Consider the following 25520-nt stretch of genomic DNA (forward strand, 5'->3'; position numbering starts at 1 on the left):
CCTGCAACAGCCCATAAAAAACGCCGCGTCCCAATCGGAACGCGGCGTTTTTTATGGTGCGGAAACCGGCTTACAGCGAGTTGATCACGTGTCCGCCATCGACCGCGATGACTTCGCCGGTGATAAACGAGCCTGCCTCGCTGGCCAGCAGCAGGAACGGTCCGTCCAGCTCGTGCAGCTGCCCCAGACGCTCGGTCGGAACAGCACGTTTGATGTAGTTCTGACCTTTTTCAGTCTCAAAGTACGCGTCGTTCATCTCGGTTTTGAAGAAGCCCGGCGCGATGGCATTCACACGAATCTTGTGACGGGCCAGATCCAGCGCCAGGGACTTGCTCAGCTGCACCACAGCGGCTTTGGCCGCTGAGTAATGGCTGTAACCCGTGCCAGGACGCAAACCAAGAATGGAGGCGACGTTGATAATGCTGCCCGGACGGCCGCTTTTGACCATGCGCTGCGCAGCGCACTGTGCAACCCGCCAGACGCCATCCAGATTGGTCGCTTGCATCGCCCGCCAATCCTCTTCACTGATATCCAGAGCACGCTGAGCATCACCAATCCCGGCGTTGTTGAGGACGATATCGACGCCACCGAACTGCGCCTCAGCAGCATCAAAGGCTGCTTCAACACTGTCACGACTGGTTACGTCCAGCTTCACCACCAGTGATTGCCCGCCCAGCCAGTGCACGTCACTGGCCAGTTGCTCAAGTCGATCCACCCGCCGCGCGGCCAGTACCACGTTAGCCCCGGCCTGGCTCGCAACGCGGGCCAGGTGAGCACCGATACCACTGGATGCACCGGTCACCAGAACGGTTTTACCTGTCAGTGCAAACTTCTTCAAAACGTCCATCAGCAGACCTCGAACAAGCCAGCAGCGCCCATGCCGCCACCGACGCACATGGTCACCACCACGTATTTGACTCCGCGACGCTTACCTTCCAACAGCGCATGCCCAACCATACGCGAACCGCTCATGCCATATGGATGCCCGATAGCGATGGCACCACCGTTGACGTTCAATTTAGCCGGATCAATACCCAGCGTTTGCGCGCTGTACAGCACTTGGCAGGCAAAGGCTTCGTTGAGCTCCCACAGGCCGATATCGTCCACGCTCAGGCCATGCTGCTTGAGCAATTTAGGCACAGCGAGTACCGGGCCGATGCCCATTTCCTCAGGTGCCAGACCGGCCACAGCGATACCTCGATAGATGCCCAGCGGATTGAGGTTGCGTTGCTCTGCCAGACGCGCATCCATCAGCACGCAGGCACTGGCACCGTCAGACAGCTGGCTGGCGTTACCGGCGGTGATGCAACCACCTTCAATCACAGGCTTGAGCTTAGTCAGGTCGCCCAGCACGGTTTGCGGGCGATTGCCCTCATCCAGGCTCAGGGTGACGTCTTCGTAAGTCACTTCACCGGTTTCTTTGTTCTGCACTTTTTTGCGGGCGCTGACCGGTACGATCTCATCCGCAAACAGCCCGGCCTGCTGAGCAGCAGCTGTGCGCAGTTGTGATTGCAGCGAATATTCGTCCTGAGCCTCACGGCTGATGTTGTAGCGCTTGGCGACAATCTCGGCGGTCTGCAGCATCGGCATGTAGGCGTGCTCAGCCATGCGCATCACCTGTTCATCGCGCTCGGCCATGGCCCACTCCAGATGGCGGTTCTGCACCAGGCTGATGTGCTCCTGCCCCGCACCGATGGTGACCTGCATGCCATCCACCATGATCTGTTTAGCCGCCGTGGCAATCGCCATCAGGCCGGATGCGCACTGGCGATCCAGTGTCTGCCCACTGACCGTCAGCGGCAGCCCTGACGCCAGTGCAGCCATACGCCCCAGGTTCCAGCCTGCAGTGCCACCAGGCATGCCGGTGCCCATCACCAAATCTTCGATTTCACCGGCCTCAATACCGGCGCGCTCTACCGCGGCGCGAATCGCGTAGCTGGCCATGGTAGGTGATTTCAGATCATTGAAGGCCCCGCGAAACGCCTTGGCAATCGGCGTACGTGCGGTGGAGAGAATAACGGCTTCTTTCATTGTTATACGTCCTATCTAGTTCCAGGCGATAAGGGCCGAGTAAACCTCGGCCCTGCTCATGTCCTTCAGATTTTCTCGATTCGCTGTTTACCGGCATCCACCAAGCGTTGCAGCATTGGTGCGGGCTTGAACCACATCTCACCATAAGCACCCAGGGCCTGACGGTAGTAGTTGATAACCGCCAGCAGGTTATCCAGGCCCATTTGCTCAGCCTCATGCATAGGGCCGCCACGCCAAGCCGGGAAGCCATAGCCATTGAGGAAGACCAGATCTATATCACTGCTGCGCAAAGCGATACCTTCATCAAGCAGCTGAATACCTTCATTGATCAGGCTGAACAGGCAACGCTCGACGATTTCCTGATCTGAAATTTTCCGCCGCTCAATCCCCAACTCAGCTGCCAGCCGTTTGGCCAGCTCAATCACATGCGGGTCTTCCACACGCTCGCGGCCTTCGTAACGGTAAATACCAGCCTTGGTTTTCTGGCCGAAACGGCCTTCGGCATACAGGGCATCCCCCAACTTGCAGTAACTCGGGTCGTGAGCGATGTACTGGCGACGCGATTCACGGATCAGATAGCCGATATCGATACCGGCTAAGTCCTGCACCGCCAGCATCCCCATAGCCAGACCATGCTCAGTCAGCGCCTGGTCAATTTGCGTCGGCGAAGCACCCTCCAGCAGCAGGCGGTATGCCTCGCGGCCATAGGGCTCGAACATACGGTTGCCGATAAAGCCAAAGCACACGCCGGAAACTACGGCGATCTTGCCGATCTTGCGGGCCAGCTTCAGCGTGGTAGCCAGCACCTCTGGCGAGGTTTCCCGGGCGCGCACAACTTCCAACAGGCGCATGACGTTGGCCGGACTGAAGAAGTGCAGACCGATGACATCCTGCGGACGGCGGGTGACAGCAGCGATGGCATCGACATCCAGCGTCGAGGTGTTGCTGGCCAGGATTGCGCCGGGCTTACACACCTCATCAAGGGTGCGGAATACCTGCTGTTTGATTTGCAGGTTTTCGAAAACCGCTTCGATAACCAAATCAGCATCGGCGAGGTCCGCGTAGTCCAATGTTCCGCTGAGCAGTGCCATGCGTTGCTCAAGCTGATCGGCCGTGAGCTTGCCGCGCTGGACACTGATTTCGTAGTTCTTACGGATTTGCGTCAGGCCGCGATCCAATGCCTCACCTTTCTGCTCCAGCAGCGTCACGGCAATCCCGGCATTGGCGAAGTTCATCGCAATCCCACCGCCCATGGTGCCAGCGCCGATGACTGCGACTTTGTTCACCGTGCGCAGTTGCGTCTCGGCTGTAACGCCGGGTACGCGACCGGCTTCACGCTCGGCAAAGAATACGTGGCGAAGCGCAGCAGACTCTGCTGAGGCTTCAGCCTCGACAAACAACTCGGCCTCGCGCTGCAGGCCTTGCTCCAGTGGCAATTCGCAGGCGGCCTGTACCGCAGCCACAACGCGCTGCGGAGCCTGACGGCCTTTCCAGCGCTGAGCGTGGCGCTGCAAATAGTCGGTGAAGAAGTCTGTGCTCAGCCCCTTCTCCGGCTCTTCGAAAGGCGCTTTCGGTTGCGCCGGCGCACCAGAACTGATCAGCTCTTCGGCGTACGCGCAGGCTTCATCCAGCAGGCTTTCCACCCGATGCGCCACCCGTTCAACAATGCCCAGCGCAACGGCGCGCTCAGCCTTGAGCGGTACACCGTGAAGGATAAATTCCAAGGCTGCTTCGGCTCCCACCAGACGTGGCAAACGCTGGGTACCACCGGCTCCAGGCAGCAAACCGAGGTTGATTTCCGGTAAGCCCAGACGCGCCCCCGGTGCAGCGATGCGGTAGCCGCATGCAAGCGCCAACTCCAGTCCGCCGCCCAGCGCCAGGCCTTCGATAGCGGCAAGGGTCGGTTTGCTCAGCGAGGTCAGATAGTTCAGCACATACGGCAGCGAAGGTTGTGCATGGCTGGCCGAGGTGCCGAACTCACTAATATCAGCACCGGCACTAAAGGGTGAACCGTACAGGATGATGGCTGCCACGTTGGTGTCACCAGCAGCGCGCTCAAGGGCTTGCTGCAAGGCCTCGCGCAGCCCCTGGCCAAGGGCATTGACTGGCGGTCGGTTCAGCGCGATCAGCGCCAGATTGTTTTCCACGCGGTAATGAACAAACTCGTTCATGGTCATTCCTTTTACTTGTACATAATCGGAGCGGCGGCGGTTAGAACCAGCTGTCGCGCATGTCAAAACAGATACGGTTGGCGGTGCTGAGCAGGCGCGCCCGGCCTTCGATCCCTGCCAATTCCCAGTCCATGAAGTAGCGGGCGGCCTGCAATTTGCCCTGATAAAATTCGGCTTCGGTGCCACTGGCACCGGCCTGCAGGCCACGGCTGGCAGCCAGTGCCTGGGACAGCCAGTTCCACCCCAGCACCAGCTTGCCGAACACATCAAGGAAAGCGGTGGCATTGCTCAAGCCCAGGTCCGCATTGGCCGCGACCTGCTCCTGCATATCCGCAGTCAGGCGCTCAACTATCCGCAGGGCCGTGCGCAGGGCTGTGGCTAACAGCATGCAATGGTTGTCCTGGGTCGCATCGGCCACGGTCTGATGGACTTTGTTCAGGAACAGCCCGTAGCCATCACCACCGCGTGGGCCCAGCTTGCGGCCCAGCAGGTCGATTGCCTGAATACCTTCGGTACCTTCGTGAATTGGATTGAGGCGGTTGTCGCGGTACAGCTGCTCAAGCACGTACTCGCGGGTATAGCCCGAGCCGCCCAGCACCTGAATACCGATCTCCGAGGCCAACAGGCCATAACGCGATGGCCAGCTTTTCACCACCGGCGTGAGCAGATCGAGCAGTTCAGCCGCCTCACGTCGCTGGATCGGATCGGCAGCAGTGTGGCTGTCTTCAACCAGACTACTGGCGTACAGGCACAGCGACAGGCTGCCTTCGGCATAGACCTTTTGCTGCAGCAGCATGCGACGCACATCAGCGTGTTCGATGATGCGCACCTGCGGGCTGAGCGGGTCTTTATTGCCGGGATGGCGGCCCTGCGGACGCTCGCGGGCATAGTCCAGCGCATGGACAAAACTCTGATAACCCAGACTGGCAGCACCCAGCCCCACGCCAACACGGGCCTCGTTCATCATCTGGAACATATAGGCCAGACCTTTATTGGCCTCGCCGACCAGGTAACCGACCGCACCGTCCTTCTCGCCAAAGCTGAGCACGGTTGAGGTGGTGTTGCGATACCCCATTTTGTGCAACAGACCGGCCAGGGCGACGTCATTGCGTGCACCTAAACTGCCGTCCTGATTGACCAGAATCTTGGGCACCAGAAACAGGGAAATACCCTTCACACCGACCGGAGCACCTTCGATGCGGGCCAACACCATGTGCACGATGTTTTCGGTCAGTTCGTGGTCACCGCCGGAAATAAACATCTTGCTGCCGGTAATGCGGTAGGTGCCATCTTCGGCTGCACGTGCGCTGGTGCGCAGGTCCCCCAATGCTGACCCCTGACCGGGTTCGGTCATGGCCATGGTGCCACTGAAACGACCATCGAGCATCGGCGGCAGATAGCGGCCGCAGAGTTCTGCGCTGGCAAAACTCTTGATCAGGTTGGCAGCGGCGATGCTGAGGAAGGAGTAACCCACCGTGGCGATATTGGCCGCGTTGAAGTAAGCCATGCAGGCGCGCAGCAATACTTCCGGCAATTGCAGACCACCGTCTTCGTAATCGTGGTGAGCAGCAAGAAAGCCCGCCTCGGCAAAGGCATCCCAGGCCGCTTTGGTCTCTGGGATGAGGCTGACTTTTTCGCCGTCAAAGGTGGGTTCGTTGGCGTCACCTTTCTGATTGTGCGGTGCGTAATACTGCTGAGCTAAGGTGCGGGCTGTTTCCAGCGTGGCATCGAAGACGCCCAGATCGTGTTCGGCGTAACGCGGACGCTGCAGCAGCGACTGTGTGTCGAGCATCTCATAGAGTTGGAAGCGTACATCGCGGTCGTTGAGCAACTGGTCGGTCATGGCAGTCTCGCAAGCAAATAATGGCAAGGCGCTGTTGTAGCAAAGCCATTTTTTGCCCGCGTCCAACTGCGGGTGGAGATTTCAACTCAAGCGGGTGGAATTCACTCCTCCGTCACTAGATTCAAGGCCCTGGCGACTTGAACTGCTGCCTCACGGTCCGCTGCGTCCAGTTTGCGGAATAAGTTGTTGATGTGGGTTTTAACTGTGCTCAGGCTGATAAACAGCGCATCAGCAATTTGCTGATTTTGCTGGCCCTGAGCGATGCGTCTGAGTACATCTTGCTCACGCCGGGTCAAGGGTTCAGCCAGCGCCTGACTGTTCTGCTCGCGCCCGCCCAACTCGCGCAACAGCCCGGCCAGTTGTTCACGCTCCGGCAAGGGCTGCAGCAGCTCGTACTGGCGGCGCAGCGCTGGGGTAAGTAACTGCCGCCACAGCTCTTCAAGCTCGCGACCTTCCTGCAGCAGCAGGCGACTGCAATCCACAGCGGCGGTCATTTGCAGAGCCTGCTCCAGATGCTGCAAAGCTGCCCCCCGCTCCCCCTGATCCTGACAAAGCGTGGCCGAGAGAATGTGCAGCTCAATGCTCAGTTGCTGATCCTGTTCCAGCTCAGCCTGCTCCCGCAGCTGCTGAACGATTTTGCCCGCAACTGGATGCTGGCCCAGATGCCGTTGCACCCAGGCGTAGGCCAGCCACTCCTCGGCGGACACAGCCTCAGCGTAACGGCGCGTGCACCAATGCCATTCACCGAGCCAGCCCATGATGAAATCCTGATCCCGCTCACGCACCGCCAGGCGCACCCGCTGCGCGCCAGTCTGCCGGTACAAGCCGAATAACTTGCTGCTGCGGGCCAAACGCCGCGCCTCATCCCAACGCGCCCTTGCCTGCTCAGGTTTGCCGCTGGCTAACAGACACAGTCCCTGATGATGCAAGACGCAAGGCAAACCGAAACCTTGGGCAAAGCCCAGCGCCAGAGTTTCAGCCTGAGCCAGATAAGCACTGGCCTGTGCAGTTTCACCCGCCTGCAACACCACCTGTGCCATCCCCAGCACCTGATAGAGATCATAAAAACCGTGGCCCTGCTCCCCCGCCGGGGTTTTGGCCATTTGCGTGAAGCGCGTTTTGGCCTGATCGAACTGACCTTGGGCCAGCTCGATTTGCCCCAACTGCCAGTGCAGCAAATTGGCATAACCGGCAAATTGCAGCGGTTCAATCTGAGCCAGTGCCGCCTCCGTGTCCCGACGCGCCAAGCGCAGCTGGCCAAGGGCGAGCAAATTGCTGCCACGGTTGAACAGCAACACCGCCGTGGCAGCATTGCTTTGTGGGTACTCATGCAGGGCGTGGCTCACCACCTCAATGCCGTGCGCGTAATTGCCCCCCAAATAAGCCAGACGACTGCGCAAGAAGGCCAACGTCTGCAAGGAGCGCTGCCGCCGTTGCACCGACAGTAGGCGCGCGCCCAACTGGCGCTGCAGTCGCCGCATACAACCGGCGGCCCGCTGGATATCGCCGATCACTGTCACCACACTGGCTTCGGTGATGGTCAGGGTGAGATGGTCATCAGCGCTGAAACCCGGCAGCTCCGCCATGAACGCCATCACCTCATTAACCTTGCCTTCACGCAGCAGATCAAAGCTGTGCTGTTCCAGCGTCAGCAGAAAGGTTTTGAAATCCCGGCCACGGCCTAACTGCAACATGGCTTCGGTGTAGCAGCGCTGCTGCAACAGCCACTGCGCAGCCTGACGGTGCAGCTTTTGCAGGTCCTGCACTGAGCGTTTCAGAGCGCGCTGGTAGAGAGCCAGACGTAACTGCGGATGCAGTTGGTAGGGCAAACGCTCATCTGGACTGTGGCGGATAAACACATCGGCGGCCAGCAAGCGCTCCAGCAGTTTGGGCGCATCAGCAAAGCCACTGAGATTAACGGCCAGGGCATCATCCCAAGCGTTGAGCAGGGATAAGCGCTCAAGCAAATGCTGAACGCGCGGCGGCAACGCAGCTAGCACCTCCTCCCGGAAATACTGGCTCAGCCACCCCAGAACCTGATTCTCCTGTGCCGAACTGAACTGCGGCAGTGCCTGACTGCTCGCCACACAGGCCTGCAAGCCCATCAGCACACCACTGATCCAGCCCTCATTGGCCACCCGCAACTGGTAAGCCAACGCGCTGGCAATTGGCGTACCACGGGCACGGGCCAGGGCTTCGATATCACTGCTGCTCAGCTCTAGCTGATAGCTATCAATCAGCTGCAATTGCCCATTACGACGTAAATGGCCAAAGGCAATCTGCGGCTGGCCCTGACTCCCGGCCAACAGGTGCAAGCCCGCGGGTGCATGACGCAGCAGGTCGTTGATAAAGCCTTTGCTGGCAGACGAATGCAGCTCATGCAGGTCATCCAGCACCAGCGTGAACACCGCTTGCTGCTCCAGATGACTGCTGATTTCAGCCCACACCTGCTGAGCGTTGAATGTCTGCTGGGGCGCAGCGGCGGGTAGGCCTAACGCCTGCCGCAGGTGCAGCAGCAAGCTTAACGGCTGATTATCCTGCGCCTCACAACGCAGCCACGCCCAAGGCGTCTCAAGCCCGGCCACGTACTGCGCCATCAGTGTGCTTTTGCCGTAACCCGGCGGAGCACAAAGCAGGCTCAAGCGGCAACCGCTCTGGCCAGCCCGCTGTAGACAAGCGAGCAATTCGGTCCGAACGATCGTGCATGAAGGCATGACCGGCGGTCGAATTTTATTCAATTTCACAACTGGTATTTGCATGAAAAAGTGCCGGTACTGACGAAGGATGCGCAGCGGAATAATCCATCAGCTGAATCTGAGTATAGGTGCTGGGGTAACGGCTCCGACAGACCCAAAAACTGTTCTTACGCCCCATATTACCGGCCTTACGCAGAACTAAAACCAAAGTGTTGCAGTAACTTTCACTTAACTCGCCCTGAGTTTTTTGAACTGTTCAGCGGTCGTTTTCTAGCCATAACCTCACAACACAAGCGTGCCAATAGAGCACCTCGTTCGGCACGAAACGACCACTAATTAGAACAAGAGACTCGTTATGCAAGCCCCATGGATTAACGCCTATCCTGAAGGTGTGCGCTGGGATACCGCGCTTCCTCCCCGCAATCTGCTGCAAGACCTGGATCAAGCAGTTGCCACATGGCCGCAACGGCCGGCTCTGGACTTTATGGGGCGCAAGCTCAGTTATCTGGAGCTTTGCGAACTGATCAACAAGGCCGCCAAAGGCTTGCAGGCACTGGGCGTCAAGCCCGGCGTGCATGTGGGCCTGTTCTTGCCTAACGTGCCGCACTACATCATCAGCTTCTTTGCGATTCTGCGAGCGGGTGGCTGCGTGGTGAACTACTCACCGCTGGATGCGGGCTGCGTGCTTGAACACAAGATCGAAGACAGCCAGACCGACATCCTTCTGACCCTGGACCTACAGGCCCTTTACCCGAAAATGGCCGAGCTGCTGCAGCATACCCGCCTGCAAAAACTCATCGTTGGCTCACTCGGGGAATACTCCGCCGCGCCGGAGCAGATTCAGCAGGGCCTGCGCCAGCAAGGGCAACTGGCTGACGTCAGCTATAACGCCGACATCCTGTCATTCGCAGCCCTGCTGGATAACGAAGGCGACTACCAAACCTACCCGATTGACGATCCAACCTCGGCCCTGGCCGTGCTGCAATACACCGGCGGCACCACCGGCCTGCCTAAAGGCGCGATGCTCAGCCACGCCAATCTGACGGCCGCCACCTCCATGTGCGCCCTGACCAGCGTGGATAATGATCAACTGCTGCATGTGGGCAAAGAGCGGGTGCTGACCGTGCTGCCGCTGTTCCACGTCTACGCCATGGTCGTAGAAATGCTGCTGTCGGTGCGCATCGGCGCGGAGATCGTGCTGATGGTCAAGTTCGATCCCGAGGCAGTCTTCAATGAAATCCACACTGGCCGCATCAGCCTGTTCCCCGGCGTGCCGACCATGTTCACCGCCCTGAGCAGCCATCCGCGCATCAGCGAGTTCACCCTCGATTCCCTGAAAATCTGCGTCAGTGGCGGTGCCCCGCTGCCGGTAGAGCTGGTCAGCCGCTTCAAGGGCCAGACCGGCTGCCGCATCACCGAAGGTTGGGGCATGACCGAGACCTGCTCGACCGGCACCTTTACCCCGGTGTTCAGCCAGCCACGACCGGGTTCCTGTGGGATTCCAGCGCCGAACGTGACCATCAGCCTACGCGACCTGGACGACAGCTCACGGGAGGTACCGGCAGGCCAGCCGGGTGAAATCTGCATTGCCAGCCCCAGCGTTATGCTCGGCTACTGGAACAAGCCGGAGGCCAACGCCGAAAGCTTCACCGCGGATGGATTCTTACGCACCGGCGACGTCGGCCATATGGATCAGGACGGCTACCTGTACATCGTCGACCGCACCAAGGACATGCTGTTGTGCAGCGGTTTCAACGTCTATCCGCGAGTGATTGAAGAGGCCATCTACGCGCACCCGGCCGTTGAAGAAGTGATGGTCATCGGCATCCCCGATGAGTATCGCGGACAGTCGCCTAAGGCCTACATGAAGCTGCGCGACAGCCATGCGCCGTTTGCACTGGAGGAGCTGCAGCACTTCCTCAAAGACCGTCTGGGCAAGCACGAAATGGTCCAGGCCATCGAATTCCGTGAAACCCTGCCCAAAACACCGGTGGGCAAGCTGTCCAAGAAAATGCTTCACGACGAATTAAACGCTTAAGCCGTTTACTGCACACAGCGCAATGGAGATGCACCCGATGAATGCCCCATCCCCTACCACGCCCCCGGATAAACCGGGGGCACCGGAGGAAAACACTGGCCCGTCCAGACTCCTGCTCGCCTTGGAAGGCCGGGCAGTTCTGGAATGGTTGTCCGTACCCCTGGCCATGCCCTGGCTACAGCGGCACGTACCGGCAGGTGATGGTCATGCCGTTTTGATTATTCCGGGCTTTCTCGCCGGTGACAGCTCCACCCTGCCCCTGCGCCGGTTCCTCGACCGGCGTGGATACCGCACTCAGGGTTGGCTCCAGGGCCGCAACCTGGGGCCACGCAATGGCGTGGTCGCCCAGCTGGTGCAACAGTTAAACAAACTACATGACAGCTCAGGCGGCAAAGTCAGTCTGATTGGCTGGAGTCTGGGCGGGATTCTCGCCCGCGAATTGGCCCGTCAATATCCGCAGTGGGTCAGGCAAGTCATCACCCTCGGCAGCCCGCTGTATGGCACGCCGCAAACCAGCACCAATGTCTGGCGTTTGTACCAGCATTTCAATGCCGGACATGAGCAGGAAGTTGAGCGCGGCGAAGGCGCACCACCCGTGCCAACCACATCAATCTTCAGCCGCGCAGACGGCATCGTCGGCTGGAAAGGCAGCCTCGAACAACAGGGTAAACAAATCGACAACATCGAGGTGAAAAGCGCCAGTCACCTGGGCCTCGGAATCAACCCCATGGTGTGGTTCATCGTGGGCGAGCGTCTGGCTCAGAAAGAATCGGACTGGAAACCCTTTGCGGCAACCGGGCTATGTCGCTGGCTGACACGCAGCCACCCACTGGCCGCTCCGACAACGCGCTAAATCTCACCGGCAGCAGCCGGTCAGTGCAGTTTCAGCGCTTCAGATTACTCGTATAACGGCGAGACAGCCCGCGCCAACCCGGGTTCGCCCAATGGAGCACGACGTGATGAAACATCTCAGTGGAATGGACGCAATGTTTCTGCACCTGGAGTCAGCAGAAATGCCGATGCATGTCGGTTCGCTGCAAGTGCTTGAAGTCCCGGAAGAGCGCCGGGAGGTTTTTTTTGATGACGTCAAAACCTTCGTGGCCGAACGCATGCACCTGGCGTCGGTATTCAACCGCAAACTGGCCAACATGCCCTTTGATCTGTCCAACCCGGTCTGGGTGGATGATGAAGACATCGACCTGGACCACCACATCCGCCACATGACGCTGCCCAAACCCGGTAGCAACCGCCAGTTGCAACAAACCGTGGCCCGCCTGCACTCCAGCCTGCTGGATCGCAGCCGCCCGCTGTGGGAGTTCTACATCATCGACGGGCTCAAGAGCGGCGAAGTGGCTTTTTACTCAAAGCTGCACCACGCCGCCATTGATGGTCAGGCAGGGATTGAAGTCGGCCGGGCCCTGTTCGACACCGAGCCCAGCGGCCGAAAAGTCCGCCCACCGCGCGCAAAAATGCGCCGCAATCAGTATCAGCTTGGGGTTGCCGAGCTGGCTGCCGCCGCTGTGCGCAATACCGGCGAGCAGGCGTTCAAAGCGCTGAAGTTGCTACCTGAAATGGGCCGAGTTTCCTTCAACGCCCTGCGTGGCCGCGAAGGCTCGCTGCTCAGCCAACTGGGCGCGCTGGTCCAGCCCGAACGCTGGACGGCCCCGCGTACCCCGCTGAATGTAGCGATTACCAACCAGCGCAGTTTTGCCGGACGCACTGTAGCGCTGAAAGAAATCAAACAAATCGCCAAAACACTCGACGTGTCCCTCAATGACGTGGTGATGGCCACCGTTTCCGGTGCGCTGCGTAACTACCTGCGCGACACCGACGAGCTGCCCGAACGTTCGATGCATGCGGCTATACCGGCAAGTCTGCGTGAGTCTGGCGATACCTCAGCGAACAACCAAGTCAGTTTGATGATGGTGGATCTGGCCACGGACGAGGATGACCCGGCCAGCCGCCTGCAGAAAATCAGCGCAACCATGAAACGCAGCAAACAGTCGCTTAACACCTTCAGGTCTATTTTGCCGACTGATTTCCCGGTAATCGCAGCGCCTTGGCTGATCTCGGGCATGGCCTCGCTGTACGGACGCTCCCGCATGGCCAACTGGATGCCGCCATTGGCCAATGTGATCATCTCCAATGTCGCCGGCATCCCGGTGCCGCTTTATTTCGCAGGGGCGAAAATCATCAGCTACTACCCGGTATCAATCCCCTGTCACGGCCTGGCCCTGAATGTGACGGTCGCCAGCTACAACGGACGCATGGATTACGGTTTGATTGCCTGCCGCAAGGCGCTGCCGGACCTCAACGAACTGGGTGATTACCTGCTTGAGGAGCACCAGCGCCTGTTCCAGCTGGTCCAGCCCACCGAGCCGGATAACAACACCGTGCATAAGATTACGGATAAACCTGCCAGGCTGGCTCCGCACACCAAGCGCAAAGCCTAGGATCGCTACCAGCGATCCAGGCTCTGCATGCACAGATCAATAAAGTGTTGAGCGGCGGGCGAGCGGGTACGCCCGCTCAGCTCAATGGTGCTGATCTGCGCTGTAAACGCCCAGCCCGGCACATCAAGTATCACTAACTCACCTGAACGCAGCTCTGCACTCAACTGAGAAACTGGAGCAGGCAACCAGGCATTGGTACGCAGCAGGGTTTGTTTAAGCAGCTCATAGTCACTGCTCAACAGGTGCACTTCAGGCGGCAGCCCTGTGGGCTTGGCCAGGTACTGGGAGATCGGATGGTTCGGTGCCAACTGGCTGGCCGAGAGCATCGGATACTCATACAGCTCCAGCAGACTGACGCCCTTTTTGTCCTGCAGCGGATGGCCGCTGCGCACAAAAATCGGCGACGGCACCGACTTCAGTTCCTGTACCCGCAGCCCTTCGCTGTCATTCACGCCGTTGAAGCTGGCCAACAACAGATCGAACTGGCGATTGCGCAACCCCTTAACCAACTCCTCCGGGCTGCCCTCGGTGATATGGATCTGAATCTTCGGGTAAAGGGAAATAAACTCCGGCAGTACCGGACGCAATGAAATTTCCCTGATTCCACGCCCCACCCCCAGATTGAGCCTGCCGGTATCGACTTTGCGATATAGCGAGGCCTCCCGCAAAAGATCGTCCACATCGAGCAGCAGCTTTACACAGCGCGCCAGAATCTGATCGCAGAACGGCGTAGGGTGCATCCCCGTTTTACTCCGGTCGAACAGCTGAACCCCAAGCTCCTCCTCAAGAATTGCAAGGCTACGCGTGAGCGCTGGCGGGGTGACGTGAAGCGTGTCCGCGGCGCGGTGAATACTGCCGTGGCGGACCACGGCCTGCAGATGCCTGAGTTGTTTTAATGTCAGCATTTTTCGGCTCTACACTTGAGCTAATCCAGGCTTAAGTAGCTCATAATTTGACCAGCTCAGGAATACGCGAAAGCACTAGGCATATAAGTACTTTCTGATATTGTGATGCACGTGGCCTTTATTCGCGGTAGCAGCCAGGCCCCTTGCCAGTCCAGCGTTTAAAGGCTCTGCGGAAGTTGGATGGGTCGCTAAACCCCATCTCGAAAGCCAGCTCGGCGATGGGCGTTTTACCGTCCTGCAGACAGCGTAATGCACGCTGACGGCGCTCCTGATCGAGTAAGCGCTGATAGCACCCACCCTGCTCAGCCAGATAACGGCGCAAACTGCGGCCGCTGACATGCAACTGGCGCGCGGCCTCATCCAAAGAGGGTAACGGCAGCCCGGACAGCGCCAACAACTGCGTAACCTGGGCGGTCCAGTCAACTCCAGGCGCATTGCGCTTACCGACAGACATAACCGAACTCAACTACGCAAAAAGGCCAGAGTGTCAGCCGCACTTTGTTCGGGAATTTCTTCCATGGGGATATGCCCGACACCGGGGTACGTCACCACGCGAATGCCGGGGAGATCTCGCTGCCACAACGCCACATGCTCCGGTGAAATCCACCGGTCTAACTCCCCCCAAAGCAACAATGCCGGAGCTTTGACCGCAGCAATCCGCGTAGCAGAGTTTTGAAGTTCATTGCGGTTGACCTGCAACAGCACGCGGAAGATCTCCATCATCGCCCGCCTATTACCTGGACGTCGGCTCAGGTCGTAATACCGATCCACCACGCCGGGTTTAACCCGCCCCGGATCGCCGTATACCTCACGCATCGCCTGACTGATCAGCGCTCTGGGCATCCACAACGGCATGGCCAGCGTCGCACCGGGCAACGCCGCTGAAGCGATCATCCAGGGTACCTTGCGCATGGGGTAGCCCGCAGGGTCAATCAACACCAGCTTCTCCACACGCTGCGGGTGCGCCAGGGCGAAATTCCAAGCGATGTAACCGCCCAACGAGTTGCCGATTAAACTGGCTTTCTCAACGCCAAGGTGGTCAAGTAGCATCATCAAAACGCCCAGCATGCGCTCAGCAAAATAACCGCCCCCCTTGCTCGGAGCCCCAGTCAGACCAAACCCTGGCAAATCCAAGCGAATAACCCGGTAATTGTCCTGAAAGAACGGCACCCACTCATCCCAAGTGTGCAGTGAGGACGCCACCCCGTGCATCATGACCACTACGGGTTTATCGGCACACCCTTCATCGCGGTAATGCACGGTAAAGTCATCCAGTTCGACATAGCACGAGCCCGACTGTGGATGGCCATAGCGGTTAATCAGACCTGCAAGCGGCAGCTCGCCAAAGCCAAAACGTGCCAGCCCAGTGGCCAACGGAGCGGGTGCAATAATTGGGGCATTCACGGGCGAACCTCACATCGGTAAAGGGATAGCGCTGTTATCGCACGCCGACAGGCACTTGCCGCCCCAACCTTGGATTAGCCCTGCTCAGGGCATAACGCAGCGATTAACAGGTCACTCAGAATCCGTTTAGCCTCCTCAATTTCTTCACGACTCGCCGCACGTCCCAGCAAGTCCAGTGAGGAAGATTCCAGCGCCCACAGCAAGGCGCGATAGGTCAGGGTTTCAGTCGGCTTGCTAATACCATCCAAACGCTCCGCCAGCAGACGCGCCATTTCCTCATGGGCACGCTGACGATGGGCAGCCAGCGGCGAATCTGCACGCAGCGCCTCCTCCTGCATCAGACGAATGATCGCGCCAACGGCCAAGTGGTAGTCAAAAAAACGCGCCACCATGCTGCGCAGCCAGGCCTGCGGACTACCCGCGACGCTCTGCATCTCGGCAAAGCGCGACAACAACAAGCCCACAGCGGTCTGGTAGATGGCTTCCAGCACCTCAATCTTGTTGTCGAAATATTTATAAAACGTCCGCCGCGACACATTGGCCGCTAGCAGAAGGTCATTCACCGTGGTGTCCTGCAAGCCTTTACGAGTGAACACAGGAATCGCCGCGAGTTGAATATTGGTGCGCTGCAGATGCCCCACCAGCGGTCCTTCGCCGCCCTGTTCCTGGGCAAGCGCGCCGTAGCCGCCAAGGTCTTCAAACACCGCGCGAACCACACCTAACTCAGCGTCAACCTGCTGCATCATTAATTTCCCAACCAAGGCCCGGTGACGGCAGCCAAGCAAGCTGGTTACTCTTAGCCAGCCATCACCGCAGGATCGTTACAGTGCCGACTACGCTAACACTCCGCTGGCCCTTCCCGCTGGCCATCCTTTTACTGGTTTTGCTAACGCCCCTGCAGGCGGCGGAACTGTTTTATCTCGGCCATAAAATCCCGGATATCCACAAGCCCTGGCGCAGCGGCGATTATCAGCAGTTGCTGGAAGCACTGGAGCAAGTCAATACGACTCAGCTCAACGCCCTGCCCCGGCGTAGCGGCGAGTTCACCGGGCCGATCTATGAGCGCATGGTCAGCGAAGAAAATTTCCGCCCACAGCTGAACATCTACGCGCCACTGGAACTGCGCCAGAATGAAGCCCGAGAGGTACTGTTCCGGTTAAAGGAACTGATGCGCCTGTATTTCGACTTCCGCGCTGTGCAGCAGCCGTATGCGGCCGAAGCGTTGAGTTTGATGAGTTACTCGCTGCGCCAACAGGCCGTGCTATTCACCCTCACCACCGAGTTCTGGACCACTCTGTCGCAGACTGAGCAAACCAACCCCGTGCGCTTGCAAGGCTTGCAGGAAACCAAAGAAGCAGCCGCCATGCTCACCTCCAGCGCGCTGGATTACCTGGGGCTGACCCAACAATTTGGCCGCAAAGAACTGGAGTTATACGCTGCCGAACTCAGCAAACAGCTACCCGAGCTGTTTGTGCACCTGACTGGCGATGTACGCCATAACCTGCTGCAGCGTGTCGCTGAGCTGGCCAGCCAGCATCCTTATAGCGCAGTGCAGAGCAGCATGAGACAACTTGAGCCGGTGCTTGTCGCCATCGAGCAGGATGTCCAAGCCAAACTGGCCGCCGCCAACGCCAAACCCGCTGCTAAGCCTAAAGCTCAGATAGATCTGTCCCTGCCTGCGCAATCAATTCAATAGGCCCAGTTCTGTCGCTCTGGCCACGGCCTGAGTGCGACGTTCAACACCCAATTTGCTGTTGATATGGCGAGCATGAGTCTTCACGGTATGCAGCGAGATAAACAGCTTCTCGCTGATTTCCTGGTTGGAGCAGCCCTGCGCAATCAGCTGCAAGACAGACAACTCACGGCTGCTCAACGGTTCAATCAGATCCGTTTCCGACTCGCCCGCTGCGGCGGCCATAAGAACTGGCGGCAGCAGATTAAGCAGATCATCCCGCAAGGACGATGACGGCACTTCGTTCAGTTGGCGGCGCAGCCAATCAGCCTGCTCGCGGATCAGCTCAGCAAAAGGCAGCAGGCCTCCGCCAGAAGCATTCTGCACCGCACTACGCAGTTGATAGCGGGCCTCGTCTTCGCGCCCCCGCTGCAACAACAACCGGGTCAGTTGGGTTTGCGCAGCCACAGCCACCAGCCCACCGCCGTCACTCTGATCTTGCAAGATCAGCCCGCGCAAGCGCTGCTCGGCCTCGTGATACAGACCGGAGGAACACTCGAGTGAGGCCAGTAAAATTTGGATGTGCATGGCGATCTGCGGATGAAACTCCGGGGCCGCCGCCGCTTGCTGCCCGCAATAAGCCAACAACAGACGCTTAAGCCAAGCCCCAGCCAGTTCACTCTGCCCCTGACGCAGCCATAGTTCACATTTAACCAAGGTAATCATGGCCAGGTGGTAAACCGGCGGCACATCCCAGATGTGCATCAAACGCTCAACCTCTGCCAGGCAGGCGAACGCGCGGCTGAGGTTGCCACAGCGCCCCTCAAGATTGGCCAACACGCAGTAGCCGATCAGCACACTGATATCCCGACAGGCTTTAGCCTCAGCAATACCAGCCAACAGACGCTCGCGGGCAGCCTCAGGCTGCAATCGCAGGCTAAGCAGATAGCCTTCATAAAGCATCAACCGACCACGAATAGCGTACTGTTTCTGGGCTGATAGGCGCGCAACGCACTGCTGCCCGGCCTGCACCTCTTGCATAGCCCGGAGGATTTCGCCTCTGGCCTGCAGCACCCGTGCCCGGTCGTAATGCGTCAGCGCTTCAAACAACGGATTACCCACTCGCTGTGCCAACTCCAGGGCATCTCGATTAAGCCCTCTGGCGCGCCATAAATCGCCTTGCACCACGGCGAGATTGGATAAGGTCGAGAGGCATAACAAGCGTTGACCATAGCGATCAGTAGGCAGGCAGCTCAGCGCCTCCGTGCAATAACTGCGTGCTTTGGCCGTATCACCGCGGCCCCTGGCAATTACTCCGCTTAAAGCCAGCCACTGCGCCAGCAAAGACTCATGCTCAGCAGGCTCGCGCCCCGGCAAGTAGCGCTCAAGGCGCATCAATAAATCTTCCGCCGCATCCAGCTGGCAGGCCATGGTCAGTGCCCAGCTGTACATCAGAATCAGGCGTGGCGTGCTGATCAGCAGGCTGTCCGGCAAGTCCATCTTCCAACGCAGTAAGGTGGCGACATTCTGCTCACCCAATAGCTGATCTTCAGACAGGTTCTGCACCAAATTGGCCGCCACATCGGGCTGCCCCGCGCGCAACGCCTGCTCAATCGCCTCATCCAGCAATCCCTGGCCACTGAACCAGCGGCAGGCACGCAGATGCAGACTCGGAGACGGTTGCAGACGGCTGCGCAGCAAATCTGAAAACAGGTGGTGATAGCGAAACCATTTGCCCTGCTCATCCAGTGGAACCAGGAAAACCTGATGCGCCTGCAGATGCTGGAGGATGGCTGCGCTGTCCATCGCATCACGCAAGGCGTCGCACAGATCGGCGCAGAAGCGTTCCTGGCTGGCAGTCTGATAAAGGAAAGTCTGCACCTCGGGCGGCTGTCGTTCGATGACTTCTTCAAGCAAGTAGTCATGGATCAGCTCATTGCTGCCCTGCAGCAACACAGGTAACGCATCTGTGCTGTGTGCCTCGCCCGCCGCCAGTGACCACAAACGCAGGCCAGCGACCCAACCCTCACTGCGCTGCAGCAAAATGGCCCGCTCCTCCGCGGATAACTCAGTGCCTTGGTTTGCCAGCAGCTCGCAGCATTCCGCGTCGGTCAGGCGCAGATCCTGTTCATTCAGTTCCAGTAACTGGCGGGACAAACGCAACCGCGCGAAATGCCAGTCCGGACGTTGGCGGCTGGTGACCAGCATGGCTAATCCAGCCGGCAGGTGATTGAGTAGAAATTGCAGGCTGCGATCCAGAACCGGTCCCTGCGCCAGATGGTAATCATCAATCACCAGCAACAGTGGCTGTTCGGGATCAAGCCGCAGCGCCAGTTCATCCAGTAGATCATCCATCCACTGTTCAAAGGCAAACGGCTGATGGCGCTGACGCAAGCGCAATAGCGAAAGCGCTTCTTGCCCCACGCCGGGATAAAACTGTTGCAGCCCGCACACCAGCCGCTCCAGAAAGCGCCCCGGCTCACTGTCACGGGCACTCAGGCCAAGCCAAAGGCTATGCCAATGCTCTGGTAGGTGCTCACAAAATTCGATGGCTAACGAGCTTTTGCCAAAGCCCGCCGGTGCACTGATAAGCAGTAAACGCCCGCTGATTCCTTGCAGCAGGTGCTCACATAAACGCGGACGCGGCACATACCCCAACGGCAACGGCGGGCGAAAAAATGCGCTGCCAGCATGGATAGTGCCAGAAGATGGCGTTCCCGGATTTCGTGACAAGTCTGGCATCAACCTCTTCCTGTGGTGAGCGTGCTGAAACACATCCAGAGGCCCGAAGACTATCGGTTTGTTTTTACGATTTGAATAGTCGACGCCAAGATAATGGCATATTCATATCACCCCAGAACACCTAATTCGTTAAAAATCCGGGCATAAAAAAACCGGCCCTGAGGCCGGTTTTTTCGTACTGCGTGCAGTGCTTAGCGAACACCCGCCTGACGCAGCGCTGCTGGGGTGTAGTCGCTTTCTTTAGCTGGGTAGTCGTAAACGTAGGAGCTCTTCTCCTCGTTTTTCATACCCAGAGCCAAGTAACGGCCAGACAGCAGGTCATACAGAGTTTCTACGCTGTACCAAGGCACTTGCTTGTCGTAGTAGTGCTGAGAGTGAGCCTCAGCCACACGCCACAGGGTGCCACGACCGTCGTAGTGGTCGATCTGAGCTGCTTGCCAGGTATCCTCGTCAATGAAGAAGTCACGCTTGGCATAGATGTGGCGCTCGCCTGCCTTCAGGGTTGCAGTCACATGCCAAACACGGTGCAGCTCGTAACGGGTCAGGTCTTGGTTGATGTGACCAGCCTTGACGATCTCGCTGTACTTCAGCTTCGGCGAGTCCAGACGGTAGCTGTTGTAAGGAATGTAGATTTCCTTCTTGCCATTGAGCTTCCAGTCATAACGATCTGGTGCACCGTTGTACATGTCGAAGTTATCGGACGTGCGCAGCCCGTCAGCTGCAGTACCCGGACCGTCATAGGACACCTGCGGAGCACGACGTACACGACGCTGACCAGCGTTGTACAGCCAAGCCAAACGCGGCTCTTTTACCTGGTTCAGCGTTTCGTGTACCAGCAGAACGTTCCCAGCCAGACGCGACGGCGCGGTTACACGCTGCTTGAAGTAGAACAGCACGTTGCTTGGCTTGCTGGCGTCTACATCTTTCAGCGCGCCACGGAAGGTGAACTCATCTTGGAAGTAAACCAGGCTGTAGGAACCATTCGGCTGCGGAGTCGCCTGAGTTACCAGACGCTTCACGCTGCCACCGCGATAGCGGGTGATGTGGTTCCAGATCGCTTCCAGACCGTCTTTCGGGATCGGGAACGGGTTAGCCTGATCGAAGTTTTCCAGACCGTTACCGCCTTCTACCATTTTGGTGTTAACGGCGTTTCGCTTGGTCGCTTCGACAATGAAATCCGGCACATTCGCAGTACGGTGAGTTTTGAACACCGGCATACGGTAGGTTTCCGGATAGCGCTTGAACATCGCCAGCTGACCCGGGGTCAGGTTGTCCTTGTACTGCTCAGCGTTCTGAGCGGTGATCACGAACAGCGGCTGCTCGTTCGGGAATGGGTCGGACAGGAAGCCAGCCGCATCCACGGTACCCGCATTTTTTGGTAGACCACCAGTCCACTCCGGGATGGTGCCAGCCGCGTTACCGGCCTTTTCTGCGCCCAACGGAGTCAGGGTTGTGCCAAGCTTGGCTGCCTCTTCCGGCGACACGGCAGCCATAACACCGCTCGCCAGCAGCGACAGAGCCAAGGCACCGGTTTGCAGCAGGTTTTTTGTTCTTTTCATCTGCATATTCTTCCTCTGAAAATTCTGTCGACTTAGAAGTTCACGCCAAAGCTGAGCGCAACAAAGTCGCGGTCATCAGTAGTCGAGTACTTGCCATCAAAGAAGTTGGTGTAGCTCAGGCTGGCTGTGTAGGTGTTCTGGTACTCAGCATCCAGACCCAGGCTGACTGCCTTACGGCCTTCTTCAAAGTTGCCACCTGGGCCAGGCGAGTAGCCTTCAACGTCATGGGACCAAGCCACGCTTGGACGCAGGTTCACACCGGCGAATACATCCGGGTAATCCCAGATGGCACGGGCGCGATAGCCCCAGGAGTTGGCAGTGGTGAAGCCGTCGCGGTCACAGGCTTTGGCAAGCATGCTGCTACTGCTCTTACCACCGGCGGTTGCAGCGTTAACCGGGCCGCACATATCACCGGCAGTACCGAAGATCGGGTCACGGCCATAACGCAGATCGCTCGAACCTTCGAGACCACCGACGTGGGTCCAGCCAACCTCGCCGACCAAGGTCAAACGGGATGCCCCCATAACCTGATCAATGAAATGGGTGAAGGTAGTCTGGATCTGAGTGATTTCCTTACGGCGATAACCGTGCAGCAGGCCTTCAGCATCCGGCTCCAGCGGAGAAACATTCGCATAAGGCCTGGAGCCGCCCATTTCGAGAGACTTAAGACCAGCGTACAGCACGTCAGTAGTAGTCAGCTGTACAGGCGCATTCGGACGGTAGCTGATTTCACCACTCCAAGCCGTACCGGTAGGCAGCGTTGTGGAGAAGCTCAAGCCATAAAGGCGGATATCTTCAGGATACTCCATGAAGTAACCACCGTTTGCAGCCATTGCCAACGCACCGGCCTGAGCACCACGCGCACCACCCACGATAGAGGCGATGGTGTTAACAGCGTTGATTGCCTCAGGGCTTGCATTGACGCCACTAAAGATCGGCAGGCGGCTGTGGTAGTTCATAAAGTACGCGCCGAACTCAGTGTCCAGTGGCTCGTACATATAGCGGAACGCTAGGCCCCATTGGCCGCTGTCACGCGCATCTTGGTCGCCATGACGGCGGACCATCGCACCTTCGGAAGTTCCGGTGATAGCCGAACCACCGAGCATCTCCAGATAGGTGTTGAGCGTGGTCAGTGTCGCGTCATCAGGCATGGAAAGAACGTTCAGGTTGGTGGTGCAACCATCAGCAACGATATCTCCTTGGGAGAAGAAAGTACTGCAGTTATCAACAATGGTCTGGTCCCATTCCAGCTGATAGAAAGCTTCGGCTGACAGATTTTCAGTCAGGCTCTGGGATACATAGAACATGTTGACCGGAATCAGGCCTTCCTTGATTTCCGCACCGGGACGGCGGAATGCAGACACATCGACCGGGTTAACAGCATTGATGCTGTTCATGATGAACGTGCTTTCGCCCCAGCTCACCACCTGCTTACCGAGACGTACCGAACCCGGCTGATCCGCGATGGAGTAGTTGTGATAAACGAAGGCATCCAGAAATTGCGCGCCGGAAGACTGAGCGCCTTCCTTACGGTTGTGATCACTGATGTCCTTGAACGGGCGGCTCTCGTCTTTCAGCTCGAAGTCGTACCAGTACTTGCCACGAACAAAAACGCCGGTATCGCCATACTTCAGCTCGAGGTCGTGAATACCTTTGAAGATTTTGGAGAAGGTTTCACCACGTTTGAAGTTGAGGTGGCCGTCATCAGAGGTCTGTGACAGACCGCGCCCACCGTTATTAACGCCAATCAGGTCCTTATTGGCCTTGGCAGTAGACCAGCTAGCCCCAACTGACAGAGAAGAGTCGAATTGCCCCTCGATTTCACCGATATTAAAAGTTACACCGAAGGCTGGTGCAGCAATGGTAGAAGCCAAGCTGACAGCCAGTGGCAGTTTAGCCAGGCGCCATATCTGTTTTGTTTTTGTCATCGACGCGACTCCATGTGATCTTTTGTTATGGATGATGCGAACTATAGCCAGCGGTAATTACAGCACGATCCCTCGAAAGTGTGATTTGTAACTCCAGCCACTCTGGCCCGCGCATTTCGGCAGCTTATGCACTTTATTAACGAGCTGGATATCTACTAAAGAGCAATTAACAAGCCAACCCAACTTATGACTGAGTAGTCATATTTAAGAGGTTGAGTACAGACTGTTACCGCCAATCTACCCCCCTGAACCGTAGTGAACCTGCAATTGCCGTACCTTATATAAATCATTGTTACTAAAGGATTTTTAAAATTATGCAAGCTAACTAATAAAATCCTTTAGTTATTTCCCCCACAAACAACGCGGTTTAGACAGTCGAAAGAAATGGGCTCCCAGCGGCCTGCCACTGGACAATATCCAGGCGGATGCGCTTTTTATCCAACTTACCCACACTGGTCTTGGGTACTTCGGTAACAAGCGCAATTTGCGACGGTATCGCCCACTTATTAATACAGCCCTGATCAACAAACGGTTTGAGATGCTCTTTGAGGGCTTTGGCGTCCAGAGACTGACCATCATGTACCACTAACAATGCAAACGGTCGCTCACCCCACTGCGGGTCTGGAACCCCGACAACAGCAACTTCGCGTACTGCAGGATGACGACTAATCAGGTCTTCCAGTTCCAGTGAAGATATCCATTCACCACCGGTTTTAATGACGTCCTTAATACGGTCACGGATATCGATAAAACTAAAATCATCAATAGTGGCTACATCTCCTGTATGTAACCAACCGTGTTCCCACAACTCAGCGCCTTTTTGCGGTTCGCGGAAATAACCTTGTGTAAGCCATGGAGCACGTAACACTAACTCGCCCTGGGTTTCACCATCATGGGGTAACAAACTGCCGTCGGCCGCCATGATTGCTGCCTCCACCAGCGGCACCGGCACACCGGCCTTGATCCGGTAAGTCACCCGCTCGTCTTCACTGCTCGCCAGTAGTTCTTCATTGATGTGAGCGCAGGAAATCAGTGGGCAGGTTTCCGACATGCCATATGCGGCGGTGAGCTGAATGCCCCGACTCAGTGATTGCTCATACAGCGAACGATTAAGAGCGCTGCCGCCGATGATCAGCTTCCATCCACCGAAATCCTGACCTTGTGCGCCTTTGGCGTTGAGGACCATTTGCAGAATGGTCGGTACACAGTGTGAAAAGGTCACCTTCTCATCGCGCCACAGTTTTACCAGCAGCTCAGGCTCGTAACGCCCTGGATAGACCTGTTTGAGGCCAAGCATGGTGGCGACATAAGGAATACCCCAGGCATGCACATGAAACATCGGCGTGATTGGCATGTACACATCATTGGTGCCCATCAGGCGGATGCTGTCCACACTACCCAGTACGCTGGCTTCGGCCAGTGTGTGCAGAACCAGTTGGCGGTGGCTGAAGTACACCCCTTTCGGGTTGCCGGTGGTACCGGTGGTATAGAAGGTGGTGGCGATAGAGTTTTCGTCAAAATCCTGGAAGTCATACTGAGTACTGGCAGCAGCCAGCAGATTCTCGTACTCGCCCGCCAAATGGTGCAGGTCCGCGGACTTGTCAGCTGCATCGGTCAGCAAAATGGTTTTTTCTACGGTTTTCAGCTGTGATTCGATGCTCTTGTACAGCGGCACGAACTCGCTGTTGACCAGAACCACCTTATCTTCGGCGTGGTTCATGGTGTACAGGATCTGATCGGCAGACAGGCGGATGTTAATGGTGTGCAAAACAGCGCCAATCATGGGGATGGCGAACATGCACTCCAGATAGCGGTGGCTGTCCCAATCCATAACCGCCACGGTGTCGCCGGCCTTAACCCCAGCCTGCGTCAGGACGTTGGCCAGGCGGGCGATGCGCTCGTTCAGGGTGCGGTAGTCGTAACGCACCTGATCGCGGTACACGATTTCCCGAGTTCTCTCATAACGCACACCTGACAAGAGCAGGCGCTTGATTAACAGAGGGGCTTGATGAGCCTTGTCGGCCGAAGTAATCAGGCGGGTCTGCAGCATAGCGGTTCCTGTTATTGGACTTATCGGA

17 protein-coding genes are annotated in these 25520 nt (G+C 57.7%); 4 read left to right on the plus strand and 13 right to left on the minus strand.

Annotated elements, in window-relative coordinates; translation table 11 throughout:
* Positions 1 to 70: 70 nt before the first annotated feature.
* The 5 genes from AO726_RS04380 to AO726_RS04400 all read right to left on the minus strand — a co-directional run bounded on the left by AO726_RS04380 (position 71) and on the right by AO726_RS04400 (position 8687).
* On the minus strand, positions 71 to 847 hold the full coding sequence (locus AO726_RS04380; RefSeq protein WP_058066814.1) for an SDR family NAD(P)-dependent oxidoreductase: 777 nt from the start codon (positions 845 to 847) through the stop codon (positions 71 to 73).
* Complete coding sequence (locus AO726_RS04385; protein WP_058066815.1) at positions 847 to 2031, minus strand: acetyl-CoA C-acyltransferase; 1185 nt, start codon at positions 2029 to 2031, stop codon at positions 847 to 849. The genes AO726_RS04380 and AO726_RS04385 overlap by 1 nt, the downstream gene beginning before the upstream one ends.
* A gap of 65 nt (positions 2032 to 2096) precedes the next feature.
* Positions 2097 to 4202: a 3-hydroxyacyl-CoA dehydrogenase NAD-binding domain-containing protein gene (locus AO726_RS04390; protein WP_058066816.1), complete on the minus strand. Its 2106-nt coding sequence runs from the start codon at positions 4200 to 4202 to the stop codon at positions 2097 to 2099.
* 40 nt (positions 4203 to 4242) lie between these two features.
* Positions 4243 to 6045 (minus strand): acyl-CoA dehydrogenase, encoded by a 1803-nt coding sequence (locus tag AO726_RS04395; protein ID WP_058066817.1) that lies wholly within the window; start codon positions 6043 to 6045, stop codon positions 4243 to 4245.
* Positions 6046 to 6146: 101 nt separating this feature from the next.
* The gene (locus tag AO726_RS04400; RefSeq protein WP_058066818.1) at positions 6147 to 8687 is read right to left on the minus strand and encodes a LuxR C-terminal-related transcriptional regulator; all 2541 of its coding nucleotides are present in this window, start codon (positions 8685 to 8687) and stop codon (positions 6147 to 6149) included.
* 409 nt (positions 8688 to 9096) lie between these two features.
* Between AO726_RS04400 and AO726_RS04405 the strand changes: the two genes are divergently transcribed.
* From AO726_RS04405 to AO726_RS04415, 3 genes are all read left to right on the plus strand, one after another.
* Positions 9097 to 10779, plus strand: a complete 1683-nt coding sequence (locus AO726_RS04405; protein WP_058066819.1) for a long-chain-fatty-acid--CoA ligase — start codon at positions 9097 to 9099, stop codon at positions 10777 to 10779.
* A 37-nt stretch (positions 10780 to 10816) separates the two neighbouring features.
* Complete coding sequence (locus AO726_RS04410) at positions 10817 to 11632, plus strand: esterase/lipase family protein (protein WP_058066820.1); 816 nt, start codon at positions 10817 to 10819, stop codon at positions 11630 to 11632.
* Positions 11633 to 11738: 106 nt separating this feature from the next.
* Complete coding sequence (locus tag AO726_RS04415; RefSeq protein ID WP_058066821.1) at positions 11739 to 13232, plus strand: WS/DGAT/MGAT family O-acyltransferase; 1494 nt, start codon at positions 11739 to 11741, stop codon at positions 13230 to 13232.
* A 5-nt stretch (positions 13233 to 13237) separates the two neighbouring features.
* On the opposite strand, the gene AO726_RS04420 is transcribed toward AO726_RS04415, so the two are convergent.
* The 4 genes from AO726_RS04420 to AO726_RS04435 form a co-directional block, all read right to left on the minus strand.
* The gene (locus AO726_RS04420) at positions 13238 to 14137 is read right to left on the minus strand and encodes a LysR family transcriptional regulator (protein ID WP_082629047.1); all 900 of its coding nucleotides are present in this window, start codon (positions 14135 to 14137) and stop codon (positions 13238 to 13240) included.
* A gap of 118 nt (positions 14138 to 14255) precedes the next feature.
* Positions 14256 to 14591 (minus strand): helix-turn-helix domain-containing protein, encoded by a 336-nt coding sequence (locus AO726_RS04425; protein WP_058066823.1) that lies wholly within the window; start codon positions 14589 to 14591, stop codon positions 14256 to 14258.
* Positions 14592 to 14599: 8 nt separating this feature from the next.
* Positions 14600 to 15541: an alpha/beta fold hydrolase gene (locus AO726_RS04430; RefSeq protein ID WP_058066824.1), complete on the minus strand. Its 942-nt coding sequence runs from the start codon at positions 15539 to 15541 to the stop codon at positions 14600 to 14602.
* 74 nt (positions 15542 to 15615) lie between these two features.
* Positions 15616 to 16284, minus strand: coding sequence for a TetR/AcrR family transcriptional regulator (locus tag AO726_RS04435; RefSeq protein WP_058066825.1), 669 nt, complete (start codon positions 16282 to 16284; stop codon positions 15616 to 15618).
* 83 nt (positions 16285 to 16367) lie between these two features.
* Between AO726_RS04435 and AO726_RS04440 the strand changes: the two genes are divergently transcribed.
* The gene (locus AO726_RS04440) at positions 16368 to 17237 is read left to right on the plus strand and encodes a hypothetical protein (RefSeq protein WP_058066826.1); all 870 of its coding nucleotides are present in this window, start codon (positions 16368 to 16370) and stop codon (positions 17235 to 17237) included.
* Here the strand turns inward: AO726_RS04440 and AO726_RS04445 are convergent.
* From AO726_RS04445 to AO726_RS04460, 4 genes are all read right to left on the minus strand, one after another.
* On the minus strand, positions 17226 to 19955 hold the full coding sequence (locus AO726_RS04445) for a LuxR C-terminal-related transcriptional regulator (protein ID WP_058066827.1): 2730 nt from the start codon (positions 19953 to 19955) through the stop codon (positions 17226 to 17228). The genes AO726_RS04440 and AO726_RS04445 overlap by 12 nt on opposite strands.
* Before the next feature lie 191 nt (positions 19956 to 20146).
* Positions 20147 to 21514, minus strand: a complete 1368-nt coding sequence (locus AO726_RS04450; protein ID WP_058067095.1) for a DUF1329 domain-containing protein — start codon at positions 21512 to 21514, stop codon at positions 20147 to 20149.
* A 32-nt stretch (positions 21515 to 21546) separates the two neighbouring features.
* Positions 21547 to 23442 carry a DUF1302 domain-containing protein gene (locus AO726_RS04455; RefSeq protein WP_058066828.1) on the minus strand — a complete coding sequence of 632 codons (1896 nt, stop codon included), beginning with the start codon at positions 23440 to 23442 and terminating at the stop codon, positions 21547 to 21549.
* A gap of 367 nt (positions 23443 to 23809) precedes the next feature.
* On the minus strand, positions 23810 to 25492 hold the full coding sequence (locus AO726_RS04460; RefSeq protein ID WP_058066829.1) for a fatty acid--CoA ligase: 1683 nt from the start codon (positions 25490 to 25492) through the stop codon (positions 23810 to 23812).
* Positions 25493 to 25520: the final 28 nt, after the last annotated feature.

Source organism: Pseudomonas sp. TTU2014-080ASC (assembly GCF_001446935.1).
Classification (GTDB): Bacteria; Pseudomonadota; Gammaproteobacteria; order Pseudomonadales; family Pseudomonadaceae; genus Aquipseudomonas.